The organism is Pseudomonas sp. PS01301 (assembly GCF_029960215.1).
GTDB classification, from domain to species: Bacteria; Pseudomonadota; Gammaproteobacteria; order Pseudomonadales; family Pseudomonadaceae; genus Aquipseudomonas; species Aquipseudomonas coleopterorum.
In genome coordinates this window covers 32,396-43,748 of record NZ_JASCPM010000003.1, presented here as the reverse complement: position 1 = coordinate 43,748, position 11,353 = coordinate 32,396, and the positions used below count along the sequence as shown (strand labels likewise).

Genomic DNA, 11,353 nt, shown 5'->3' with positions numbered 1-11,353 from the left:
GTCAGATCCTCATATAGCTGATTCGGTTGCGGCCGCGGGCGCGGTTGGCTTCGGCGGCGACTTCCGCCGTGTAAGCGATTTCAAGCTTGCGCAGTGCGCCCAGGTCAGCCCGGGTTACCTGACGCTCGCCGTAGCGAACGCTCTGGCCACCCTTCAGGATCTTGTCGATTGCATCCTGCACCGCGGCCAGCCGCGATTGCGCTGGGGTCATGATTGTCATCCTCGCACCCGGCTACGGGTGCCTCGTTGCGGAACAGCGCGCTTGGCGCCGGCGAGCATTTCAAGATCGAGACCGAAGCGATGCTGGCTGATCCGCAAGGCGGCCAGGGCGTAAACGAAACAGTCGAGTGCCTCGTTGCGGCGACCTTTGGCCGTCCAGCGGTACACCCGCCTGCCTTTCTCGATCTTCAGTTCTTTGGTTTCAGCCGTGAGCTGCTTCAGCTCGTCCTCACCGCAGATGTCGTCATTGGCGGGGAAGTGAACGCAGCCCGGTACCGGCACGCCGGAAGTATTGGGCTGAATCTTGAGACGGCTGTAGATCAACTCTTTGGCGTTCTCAGTGCCCACCTCAGTGAGGTAGACCTTCTTCGCGTTACGCGACTTCGGCCAGTTAGCGATCGGTTTGCCTGGAACGTTGGCACCTTTGACCGGGATCACCCAAGTGTCGCCAAGAGCACGGCTTTCGGCGTAGACCTCATCGGTGTAGTGGCCGCCGGAGTCCCAGCACCAGCGCTCCACACCCATCTTGGCGCCGTCACCGCGCACGTATTGCTGCCGCACCTTCAGGCGTACCTTCTTGCGGAGCTCTTCGCTGGCCGGGTCACCCATGAGCACCCATTTGTCGACCAGCCAGGCTTCTTCGCCCAGACCGAAAGCCCAGACTCTGCCTTCATAGCGGTCATCCTGGGTATCGATCGAGCCCATCAAGATCAGGCCGCGCGCATGCACCTGCGGGTACACCTCGCGACGACCATAGAGCAGCTCCCAGTCGACCTTTTCGCCCTGGTCGTCTTCCCACGTTTCGCCCAATGTGGTGTTGACGAAGGCGATCAGGTTCTCGCGGTTGTCCTTGACCTTGTCGAACTCCAGCACCATTTCCAGCCAAGTGGTGAAAGTGCTGTAGGCGGTCCAGACATGAAAGCTGACGCTTCGTGGGGTCGCTCTCAACTCATCGTCGGCCCCGTACCAGTCGATGCTGTCACGGGTCCAGATACCTGACTTCTCGCAGATCCAGCGCCCGCGGTGAGCTGCCTCGACCATTTCGTGATACCAGACCACGCATTTAGTGTGCTCGCACACATACCAGGCCTGGGTGATCTCGCCATGCTCGTCCCGTTCCCACTTGATGCCAAAGTCGCAATCCTTGCCACCCCATTTCAGGTGCTGCTCACGGCCGCAATGCGGACATGGAATGTTGAAACGCAGCAGGTACGGCGATTCCTCAACGGCCTTCTCGATCTGGCACGTGCCTTTGATCTTGGGTGTCGAGCCCCTGATCGATTTCTTGAAGATCGCGCCCTCAAGGCGCTTGTCCCCGAGAAACGTGGGAGCGCCCTCGCCCTCTACGTTCTGCTCGAAGTTGGACAGCTCGTCGTACACGACCTCGTCGGCGGAAATACCGCGGTAGTTTCGACTGGCCTTGCCGCCGCGGCACCAAAGCATCTTTTTGTTCTGGAAACGCTTGGAACTCAGCGAGCTATCCCTGTGCTTCTTGCCATGCCATGGGGCCAATTCCAAGAGCGTCGGCACATCCCTGACCATCGTCTCGATGTGCTGCTTCATCAGCTCTTCAGCGTCGGGGTCGGTCGGCGAGAAGACGGCCACACTTCGCCGCTTGTGCTGGATCTTGTAGCCCACGTTCGCCATGAGCATTTTGGTGTAGCCGACCCGGGCAGACTTCATCAGGTTGAAGAACTGGATGAGGTCATTGCCCATGGCATTGAGCAGGGCAACCTGGAACGGCGCCGTTTCCCATTTCCCCTCTTGATAGGACGACTCGGACGAGAGGTAGAAATGCGTGTTTGCCCAATCCACCAGAGTGAGTGGTGGCTCTTTGAATAGCGCTTGCAGCCCGGCCTTGATCGCTTTGCGCAGATCAGTCATCCAGGGTGGCAAGGTACTCATCGAGGATCTCAGGTAGTTGGTCGCCTAGCTCGGAGGCGATGTTCCGGGCGAGAGCGATTTCGCGTTGCATGGCTTCGACATGGCGCGGCCCGATATCGGGATGCTTGCGTTTAACCTTGTGGGCGACCGTGTCGAGCACGGACCCGATCTGGGCCACCACCCGCGAAAGCGCGAAGGTGATGAAGTCGACCGGCACCAGTTGCCGGGCTGATACGGCGTTCTTGTTCTCCTGGCCGATCCGCTGAGCCGCGGTCAACCCGCGCCGTTCCTCAAGCAGCTTGTACTCAATGAGGGGATCGATACCGGAAGGCTGCTCGTCCGCCGCTGCTTTCTGCTCAGCCAGCTTCAGGCGGTTGTCCAGAATTGAGCGCACGTCGTAGAAGTTTTCGCGACCGATTCGAGCGATGGGTTCGACCTTCCATTTATCGAACGCTTGCACGGTGATGCCGAGGCTGGCGGCCATGCTGCTCTTGTTTAGCCAGTGAGGTTTCGGCTCCATATGCCTCCTCCAATGACGAGGCGGGAAGCTACCGCAGGCCGGTTGGTGTTTGGTTGGTATTTCAGGGGGTCAGGTTGGTGTATTTTTTTGCTGAAACCGCTCTATTCCGGTCCTTTCAGCCCAGCGACAAAACAACAACCAACCCCTCTAGAAAAAAGTCATACATAGTTGAAGGACGGGGCTCGAATTACCCTCACCCCAGGGGGTGGGGGGAAAGGACCCTTTTGCACCGTTTTGGTGCGTTGCAGTCAGCGCCGCCGGGTGGACAGGGCACGGTCGAATGCCTTCTCGAACTGCGCAGCGAGCTCACGATTAGCGACCCGCTCCCCGATCTCGAAGAAGTCGAGCGTCTTGGCATACCCAGGCTTACCGACGAAGGCCAGCACCATCTGGATGTCCCCGCGTCGGGTGCCGACACGCTCAGCAATCCCAATGGCCTCGCGGCCTTTGCGCATCACGAAGTATCGCGAGCGATTGCCGGCACTGCGTCGACTGTCTGTGCTGTTCTGCAGCCGATCACCTTGAGCACCAAGTCCTGAAAGGATCTTCTGCAACTGGCCACGCCCGATGTTGCCGTAGTTGTCCAGCTTCACGCCCTTGCCAGGCACGACGAACTTGCCCTCGGGCAGGATGCCGCGGGCACGCAACAGTGACTCGCTGCGCTTGTTGTTCCGCGGGCCGCCGTAGACCTCAGGTGTCAGCCACCTGGTTGCAGGCGCAGCACCATCGGCCTCGTCCTTGATCCATACCCGAGCCTCGATCTTCTGCTTGGTAGCAGGGATCAGGCGCAGGGCGTTCATGGTGAAGGGTGTAGGCCTATCGAACACTGCGCGCATCTCGTCCTCGATTGAGGACTTGATCAGTTTCGCCGTCTCGGTCAGTGCCAGCGCAGTAGCAAATGGGATTTGGCGCTGCTCGATCTCGGTGAGTTCGGCCAGGCCATCAGTAAGGCCTCTCGATTGCACCTTGAACATGGCGACCTCGAACGTATGTCACTGATTCGCCCGGTCCACCGCTTCGGTCGCCTTGTCGACGGCTTTGCTGGCGGTGTCGGCTGCCTGGGTAGCGCTGGTGGCGGCCTGCTCGACCTTCACAGCTGCCTCTGTGGCGCTGTTGGCCAACTTGGTGAGGCGAAGGTCTCGCTGCTTCAGTGCCTCGTCATACGCGTGACGAACCTGGGCGACCTGGGCGACGTATGAGCTGGCGAGCGACCACTGGGCAGCCTGGAAGCCGAGGACCGAGCCCCCGGCAACCAACAGCACCGCAATCACCCATACCTCCACCCGCCTCCACCATCGGCGGGCGATGAATTCCATTGCGCATCTGTCCATCAGTTGGCGCCTCCAAGCTGGGCACGCAGCCGCGCAATCTCAGCGCTCTGACTGGTTACCTTGTCTGTGAGTTGGGCGACCTGGCCAGTGAGGGCTTCTATCTTCCCTTCCATACGGCCAACTGCGGCAGCGAGTTCGTTACGTTCTTTGGCGAACTGATCGGCGCGAGCGTCGGACGCCTTGCGGGCCTCGCGTTCGGAATCAAGAAGTTCATTCAGACGGCGGACCGTGCCGATGTCGGCGTTATCCATAGCTCTGTCGGTTGCGTCCTTGGACAGGAACTTACGCAACCACAGGAATCCGCCAAGCAATACGGTGCCCGTGCCGCCCAGCCAAGTGACTGTGCCTGGGCCGAGGTCGGTCGGGTCCATCGCTACTCCAAAAGCGAAAAAGCCCCGGCGAATGGCGAGGCTTGAAATTGGTGCAGGCGCCCGGCGCTGATCTCCGGGTTGTGCAGGTTCATGGCCCGTGCACGGCTTTGCGCATCAGCCTGCGCATTCATCTGCATAACATGCGTGTCTTCCCACGCTGCCCACCAAGCCCTCCCCCGAAGCGGTAACAGCTGAGGGGATGCTTGGATGCCGGTGTTCTTTAGCAACACGTGACGACCGGCCATACCGTGTCCAGATACGCCCGAAGGGCCCACCCTGGCTGTGGTCAATGCAATATGGTTGCGAGGGCTGGATTCGAACCAGCGTCCTCCGGCTTATGAGACCGGTGAGATAGACCGCTTCTCTACCCCGCAGAAAGCAAAAACCCGGCTCAATGGCCGGGCTTCTTGATCAAATATTCGGTGCGTCTGACGTGACTTGCGCACTATGGGGAAAGTACTGGCAATTCCCCACCATGTCAATATTTTATGCTGCGCTCTCGTCTTTTTCCGCGTGAATTACCTGCCATACCGGCGCTTGAGCCTCAGTATCTCTCGCATGGATCACCATCTTGAGCTGCTCCCACAAGACGAGCCAGTCCCGATCCCAATGCTTCGGTTCGATCGCAGCCCCGTAGAAAGCCTTCATCGACTCAGCCACGCGCGCTGGGCCCCACTCAGGGGCGCCGGTGATCGTCGCCTTGTAGGACTGAAGCGCGATCGTTACCAGGCAGCGCGCCTTGGCCGCTTTGGCAGCGGTCATCGCGGAGAGGTCTGTGTCGGCCAGGATGAGCTTCTCCGCGTTCATAACGTGCTGCATGGTCATGCATGGGTGATAGAGGAAGTGGCCAAGCTGCTCCACCTGGAACGGCAACGTGCCAATGGCGCGCTGGATCTTCCCCATCGTCACCAGGTGTGCAGCTCGCGCAGTAGAGCGGCCGAGAGGTGTGCGACGGGTTTCGCTGATCGAAATACGCTGGCGAGCCATCAGCACGCGCTCTTCCTTCTCGTCACCCAGGGCGGGGAAGACAACCTCATGGCGGGTGATTCGGGATCGCCTGATCTTCGATGCTGACTCGGCCTTCTCACTGGCCACGGCGGTGATGGATGCGTTGGATTCGTGCTGCGAGTCGGTCCAGGCCTGACGGGCTCCGATGAGTTTCATGGTGTGCTCTCCAATCAAAAATCTGTGGCTCAGTCGCCGGTGAAGTTCGTTTTGCCGGCGCCGCGGCCGTTGTTCTGTTGGTACTGGGCAGCCGGGCCAGTGACTGGAACCGGGCGCTTCAATTGCTGGATCTGGTGGTCGGCGGCCTGCAGCCGGATGCTGAGCTGCGTCACCAGCACCTCCAGCGGCAGCGGCTCGCCGGTATCGGCAGAGACCCAACCGGAGGCGTTGCATGCCAGGCAGGGCAACTCATGGAAGAGTTGCTTCACCACTGCCTTACCCTGACATGCCGTGCACTTGGCCAGATCAAGCTGAGCGGCGCGAAACTCTGGTCCGTGGCTCTTCTTCATTGCCCTGCCGCCATCGAGAGCATGACGCTGACCCTGAGGTCATCCCCCTCATCTTCGATCCAGTAAACCGCTTCGACTGGGTAGTCGATGCCGTTGAAGCGAACGTAATGGCCTACCGCCGGGACGAAACCTCGGCGCCGAAAGGCAAAGCGCCGACCGGCCAAGAAGTAGTCAATTGGCACTCCTTTCATGCTTTTGAAACCTCGCCTATGGTGGTGTCGGCAATCGTGCTCAAAGCCACGTTATCCGTGGGCTGTAGCGGGTTATCCGAATCTTCGAATCTAAAGCCGGTCAATGCGTGAATCAGTCCGAACCCCTTCTGGTCTAGGTGCGCGTTCCACTTCACCAAGGCATCACGCTTGCGGTCCATCACGCCCGACTGGACGTAGACCTTCACGTTGTGGCCCATGGCGTGGTTGATCAGCAGCTCACCTATCAGGTGGTCGATCCCGATGTCTGCCCAGCAGGTGCGGGCCAGCTTGCGCAGATCGTGGCTGGTCCACTCGCCCTTCCCCAGCCGTGCAAAGACCGCACTCGCCCGCCCCTCGCTGATGCCTTCACCGCCACGCCCAGGGAACAGGAACAGCCCTTCGTAACCGGTGGACTGCTGCTTGTCGCGGTACCAGATCAGCAGTTGCCGGACCTGGTCGGTCAGTGGCAGGTGATGCTCGACGCCGGTCTTGGTGTTCTCGCTCGGGATGAACCACTCGCGCTCGGCTAGGCTGATGTGAGACCAGCGGGCCTGCCGGGTCTCCCCTATACGGGTGCCGTGACAGAGCATCATCATGGCTAGCATGCCGTCATGAGGGTTGGATGCGATGACCTCGGCCAGGTGGTGCAGGAGATCCTGCAGCTGGGTGCCACGCAGCCTGGACGCTTTGATGCCGACCTTGGCCGTCGAGAAGTCCTTGAACTTAATGTCCTTCATCGGGTTGGCCGAGATCAGGCGCAGTTTGAATGCCTGACTGAAGGCCAGTGCCAGCAACTGGAACGCAGACCGAACGTAGTCGATGGTGACGGTCTCCTGCATCGGCCACATCAGCTCACTATCGAGTGTTGCCTTGTCGATGCTGGCCAGTGGCGTTTCTCCCAGGCGCGGGATGAGGTGGCACTTGATCATCGAGGCGCCAGTCTTCTTGCGCTTGTCCGACAAGTTCCGATCCCGGGCGTAACGATCAGCGAACCAGTCCAGCAACTCACCCGTGGTGGCCCATTTGGATAGGGTGGAGTTCGCCCCGCCTTCGAGGCGTAGACGGATCCCTGGAAGCGCTGCTACGACCTGCTTGGCCGTCAGATCAGGGAAGCTACCTACCAGATTCCATTTGCCTTTGCGCACCAGGTACCACGACGCACGGTTACGGTCGCGCGTGAACCGCAAGTACAGCCCGCGGTTCTCCACATCGCGCAGGTCCCGCTCAGTGCCGGCGGCCTGGCGCCTGATTTCAGCATCGGTGATTCGGACGGCGGCAGTCATGCTGGCTCGAACTCCTTGACCCTCTGTTGCTCTGGTACCGGATCGCCGTTCAGGGGCAGCAGGTGACGAGGCATAGCCAGCACATGCCCTGGCTCGCCATTGGCAGAGAGGATCCCATCGCCAATAACAAGCCAGCCTGGCTCGTCATCGCCATTCTGTACTCGACAGCCGTCAGATGGGTCGATCCATGCGCTGATCTGCTCAGCTGCAAGCATCTCGATCAACTCGCAAATCTTGCCGACGTTCTCCGGTACGCTGCACGCGCCCACTATCAGTGCCAGGTCCCCCGGCTTGAATTGATGGCTCATGCTGCAACCCTCGTCGGTGGGAGCGTCAGGTATGCCCGCAGCTGCTCCATGGCATCGAAGTGCCCACGGCACACGATCGCCAGATAGCCCTGCTCGGTCAGCGCCTGGATGTAGGAATCCTGGCTGGGCGATACAGCGGCATCAAAAGGCGGCGTGGCCTTGAACTCGATGTACAGGCCGAAGTGGCCACCACGGGCCATCGGCAAGACGAGGTCGGGAATGCCTGCCTTCACACCCTGCTCTTTCAACTTGACCGCCACCGCCTTGTGCCGATGGCCGCCGTTGGGCACGTGATAGATCAGCTTCGCGACAGCCGGGTGGCGGAAGGCAACTTCGCGGAGCAGCGCCGCCTGCTCGAGGCCTTCACGGTCAACAGATGGTGCACGCGCCGCTCGCGGCTTGATGACCTTCGGAGCGAATGGCTTCATCACAGACGGCTCCGGCGGGCGGCCTGCTCGGCCATCGCTGTATCCACTTCAGTATCCAGATCATGGACCCAGCGGCGGGCGGTCGAGACGATTTGAAGAGAGTGATCCCGGAACCACCGATACCGCTCAGCATCCTTGCGCAGCGGCGCGCTCTCCATCGTGAGCTTATCCACCGCCACCAATACCTCAGCCCAAGATTTGAAACCTTGAGCCTCACGCATTTCTGTCATGTGCTGCTTGAATTCGAGGAGTGCTTCGATTTCAGCCTCTTGATCAACCCGCGAATCCGCCCAGCAGTCCATGTAGTTCTGCGTGACCCGGCTTACGTACAGGCCGGACTCACCCCGGCCCAGGTGCAGAGCCATGCCTTTGCCTGCTGCCCAAACTTCGAACTTCTCTCGCGTCTCGTCGCTGATTATCACGATGCCACCTTCCCTTCACGAATCAGAATATCCTGGGTGCGCATTACGCCCTCCGCGTGCCAGCGACGCGCGGTGAGGGTGTCGCCCTCACGGCGGCTGTGGCTACGACCGTCGACATAGTCGTGACACGCCGAGCATGCCCAGGCGGCCTGGAAGTCATTGGGCTTGCAGCCCATACCATTGGTGCCGGCCAGTCGGTAATGCGCCAGCACTGTGGTTTCAGGGTTGCCGTTGCACACGCCGGGCACGCGCACTTGGCAATCGCGGCCGCGGGCGGCCTTGGTCAACTGGTTCTGTCGAATATTCATCAGTACACCTCGGCCAACGGCCAAATCGAACGAGCCGTGGCCAAAGCCTCGGCGTAATCCATGGGTTCACCGCCCATGCGGAATGGGTTGTAGCCTGGAACAACGACCTGCCAACTACGCTTGACCACAGGCGCCTACTCGCGACATCGCCGCTGCAATAGCAGCCCGCGCCTGGCGCTTTCGCAGATAGATGCGCACACGCTCGGCCTGGCCTCGCTTGAATGCGGCGCGACGACGCTTGGCCTTGTCCGCGTCGATGATTCCCCGCACCTTCTCCAGGTTTTTTGCCACATCTGGGGACGCTGGCCGGACCACGCCGGAGAGCAAGCCCGCTATGGCCAGGCCATCCTTGGTAGTGGGCGCTATCCGGAGATCGGCGATATAGCCGGCTGCCTGGTCTTGGGTAATCAGGTTCATGCGCTGCGCGGTCTCTACGGCACGCAGGCGGCGGTTTGGATCAAAGCCAAGGGAGACGGACCACCGCACAGGAGTGGCAGCGGCCCGGGCCTGGGCAACAAGGCGCTCGTAGGCGCTGATGAAGGCCATCCGGGCACCGACCTTGTCGCCCATCGCGAGGATCGGCGCGGAGGCGGTCATGGCCTGCTGGATTTCAGAGGTCATCACCACCGTTTCCGCCTCGTCACTCCCCGCCAGAGCAATCGACCAGGCCTCATCCTTTCCAGGGCGGCCATCGGCACCGTCGGCGTGCTTGATGATCGACGCTACGGTCAGTCGCCCACCTTCGCGGCGGCAAGCCTTGAGCGCCTGCGCCAATACCGGCTCGGTGTAACCGACCAGGTCGTCGACCATGATCAGCGCAGCGCCTTGGGTGAGCTGCTGACCCATCGCCTCAGCGGTGGCGAAAAGGGAAATTAGCAAGCCGTCCTGTTGGTAATCACTGAGCATTGGCGGCCCTCCGCTCGCGCTGGGTGGCCAGAGCCTGTTCCATCGCCGTGATGTTGGATTGGGTGTTTTCGGTCTGCCGTGCGGTGGCACCGGTCATCTGGGTCTGGGTTGCCCACTGGGTGTGGTAGGACTCAGCGTTGGCCAACAGCTCACCCAACGGATGGCATTTCCGGAGCAACACCGCATCGTTGATGCTGACGTAGTACGCCGCCACGCTGTGAGCCACCTCGACGCCCAGGCGGCCAATCAGCAAACCAAGCTGGCCGCCAACCTTGCTGTTCCACACCGGCCAGGCCTTGTACCGCTTGCGGTAGGACATGGCGTAGTTCGCCCAGGTCTTGAAGGTTTTGCAGCACTGATCTTTTGGGCCGGGCATGTCTTCGGGGATGGCAACCTTCGGCGGTTCGATGCCGCTGACCAGCACCAGGGCGCCGGTTTGGTTCGGCATCGCCGAGCCCTCCGGCAAGTCCTGACTGGTACTCTGATTGGTATCCTGATGATTGGTATCCTGATTTGTCGGAGATTTTTCCGACCCTTTTTCGGATTTATTTCCGACCTTGCTCGGAGATTTATCCGAGGCAGATCGGATTTTTTTCCGACCTTCGCTCTTCGGTGGGGTCGGATATTTTTCCGACCCGTCCAGCTTCTGGTTCCAGGTCTTGGATTTCTCGGTCAGGCGGAACAGGGTGATGTTCGACGTACTCGAGAGCTCAATCAAACCGGCTTCGTCCAGCGCCTTCAGCATGCGGTAGGCCGTGTCTGGCTTGTCGGTCAGCAGGGGCAGCTCTTCTGTAATCTTGGCCTTGCTGAGCGCGTAGAACACGCCAGCATCGGTGGTGATCGGCTTGGTCCAGCTCGGGCATCCGTAGATAAACGCAAACAGCAGGGCTTGCTGGGGGTTCAACCCCCACTCAAGCGCCTTCACCTGATTGATGGTAATGGTGAACTGCATTTCAGACCTTCCCGGCCGGCGACAAGCCGGTGACTTTTTCAGCGAGCACAACGAGACCGCGTCGGGTGACCATCACCTGCTCGACGATTTTCAGCTCTTCGGTTTCATTGCGGTTGACGCGCACCATCTTGTGCTCCAGCAATCCGCCGGTGATGCGAGGCTGATATGCGGACCAGTTGGCAGAGGGCGTGCGCCGGTAGATCCAGCGGTTTACGTTCAACCAGGCAATCAGCTTGAGAGGACCCATGCCCAGGTGCTTAGCGGCATCGGTGAGGGAAACGGAGCCGGCAGTCTTGGCCAACCGCTGCAGAGCTGCGACTTTCGGCGCCTGCAACTGGATGACACCAATCAAGCGCTCGTTCTCGTCGGCCTTATCGGCAGCCAGGCGTAGGGCGTCGGCAAGATTGGTCGGGATGGCATGAGGCGCAGCCAGTTGCTGCTCGATTTCGCGCAGGCGCTTTATAACGCGGTGGCGGAGCTTGACGTTGTAGCCGGTGATCAGCGTCTCGGTCAGATCGCGATCTAGGAAAAAACACGGGAGCACGCGGCCGGTGTCGTCCTGATAGCTGCCCCCAAATGTGGGGTCAGTGATTTCCAGTTCAGTCAGCATCCGGCGGATGTCGCGCATCACGTGATCGTGGCGCTTGCCGGTAAGGTCAGCGATCTCGCGCGACGACATGACGTGACGCGCCAAGATTTGGTTATCTGGTATTGAT

The 11,353-nt window shown here is 60.4% G+C and carries 18 protein-coding genes and 1 tRNA gene; all 19 read right to left on the bottom strand.

Annotated features, from left to right (window positions below; translation table 11 throughout):
* Position 1: 1 nt before the first annotated feature.
* On the bottom strand, positions 2-211 hold the full coding sequence (locus tag QMX89_RS02195) for a hypothetical protein (protein ID WP_282346441.1): 210 nt from the start codon (positions 209-211) through the stop codon (positions 2-4).
* 5 nt (positions 212-216) lie between these two features.
* Positions 217-2,124, bottom strand: a complete 1,908-nt coding sequence (locus QMX89_RS02190; RefSeq protein ID WP_282346440.1) for a terminase gpA endonuclease subunit — start codon at positions 2,122-2,124, stop codon at positions 217-219.
* Positions 2,096-2,587 (bottom strand): terminase small subunit, encoded by a 492-nt coding sequence (locus QMX89_RS02185; RefSeq protein ID WP_282346439.1) that lies wholly within the window; start codon positions 2,585-2,587, stop codon positions 2,096-2,098. The genes QMX89_RS02190 and QMX89_RS02185 overlap by 29 nt, the downstream gene beginning before the upstream one ends.
* 284 nt (positions 2,588-2,871) lie before the next feature.
* Complete coding sequence (locus tag QMX89_RS02180; RefSeq protein ID WP_282346438.1) at positions 2,872-3,597, bottom strand: hypothetical protein; 726 nt, start codon at positions 3,595-3,597, stop codon at positions 2,872-2,874.
* Positions 3,598-3,615: 18 nt separating this feature from the next.
* Positions 3,616-3,954 (bottom strand): hypothetical protein, encoded by a 339-nt coding sequence (locus QMX89_RS02175; RefSeq protein WP_122477540.1) that lies wholly within the window; start codon positions 3,952-3,954, stop codon positions 3,616-3,618.
* Entirely contained in the window at positions 3,954-4,325 is a 372-nt protein-coding gene (locus tag QMX89_RS02170) for a chemotaxis protein (protein ID WP_282346431.1), read from the bottom strand. The genes QMX89_RS02175 and QMX89_RS02170 overlap by 1 nt, the downstream gene beginning before the upstream one ends.
* Positions 4,326-4,327: 2 nt before the next feature.
* Positions 4,328-4,570 carry a hypothetical protein gene (locus tag QMX89_RS02165; RefSeq protein ID WP_282346429.1) on the bottom strand — a complete coding sequence of 81 codons (243 nt, stop codon included), beginning with the start codon at positions 4,568-4,570 and terminating at the stop codon, positions 4,328-4,330.
* Between the two features lie 52 nt (positions 4,571-4,622).
* Positions 4,623-4,699: transfer RNA gene (locus QMX89_RS02160), tRNA-Met, on the bottom strand.
* 112 nt (positions 4,700-4,811) lie between these two features.
* The gene (locus QMX89_RS02155) at positions 4,812-5,489 is read right to left on the bottom strand and encodes a hypothetical protein (protein WP_282346428.1); all 678 of its coding nucleotides are present in this window, start codon (positions 5,487-5,489) and stop codon (positions 4,812-4,814) included.
* A gap of 29 nt (positions 5,490-5,518) precedes the next feature.
* Positions 5,519-5,839 (bottom strand): hypothetical protein, encoded by a 321-nt coding sequence (locus QMX89_RS02150; protein WP_282346427.1) that lies wholly within the window; start codon positions 5,837-5,839, stop codon positions 5,519-5,521.
* Positions 5,836-6,030, bottom strand: coding sequence for a hypothetical protein (locus QMX89_RS02145; RefSeq protein ID WP_282346425.1), 195 nt, complete (start codon positions 6,028-6,030; stop codon positions 5,836-5,838). Before QMX89_RS02145 ends, QMX89_RS02150 begins: the two co-directional genes overlap by 4 nt.
* Entirely contained in the window at positions 6,027-7,313 is a 1,287-nt protein-coding gene (locus tag QMX89_RS02140) for a tyrosine-type recombinase/integrase (RefSeq protein WP_282346423.1), read from the bottom strand. Before QMX89_RS02140 ends, QMX89_RS02145 begins: the two co-directional genes overlap by 4 nt.
* Positions 7,310-7,621: a hypothetical protein gene (locus tag QMX89_RS02135; protein ID WP_282346421.1), complete on the bottom strand. Its 312-nt coding sequence runs from the start codon at positions 7,619-7,621 to the stop codon at positions 7,310-7,312. The genes QMX89_RS02140 and QMX89_RS02135 overlap by 4 nt, the downstream gene beginning before the upstream one ends.
* Entirely contained in the window at positions 7,618-8,049 is a 432-nt protein-coding gene (locus QMX89_RS02130; RefSeq protein ID WP_282346419.1) for a VRR-NUC domain-containing protein, read from the bottom strand. Before QMX89_RS02130 ends, QMX89_RS02135 begins: the two co-directional genes overlap by 4 nt.
* On the bottom strand, positions 8,049-8,471 hold the full coding sequence (locus QMX89_RS02125; protein WP_282346417.1) for a hypothetical protein: 423 nt from the start codon (positions 8,469-8,471) through the stop codon (positions 8,049-8,051). The genes QMX89_RS02130 and QMX89_RS02125 overlap by 1 nt, the downstream gene beginning before the upstream one ends.
* Positions 8,468-8,773, bottom strand: coding sequence for a DUF1364 domain-containing protein (locus tag QMX89_RS02120; RefSeq protein WP_282346616.1), 306 nt, complete (start codon positions 8,771-8,773; stop codon positions 8,468-8,470). The genes QMX89_RS02125 and QMX89_RS02120 overlap by 4 nt, the downstream gene beginning before the upstream one ends.
* Positions 8,774-8,893: 120 nt before the next feature.
* Complete coding sequence (locus QMX89_RS02115; protein WP_282346415.1) at positions 8,894-9,589, bottom strand: hypothetical protein; 696 nt, start codon at positions 9,587-9,589, stop codon at positions 8,894-8,896.
* Positions 9,590-9,674: 85 nt separating this feature from the next.
* A complete protein-coding gene (locus QMX89_RS02110) occupies positions 9,675-10,637 on the bottom strand; it encodes a phage replication protein (protein WP_282346413.1) in 963 nt (320 codons plus the stop codon).
* A gap of 1 nt (position 10,638) precedes the next feature.
* A complete protein-coding gene (locus tag QMX89_RS02105; RefSeq protein ID WP_282346411.1) occupies positions 10,639-11,316 on the bottom strand; it encodes a phage regulatory protein/antirepressor Ant in 678 nt (225 codons plus the stop codon).
* Between the last annotated feature and the right edge of the window lie 37 nt (positions 11,317-11,353).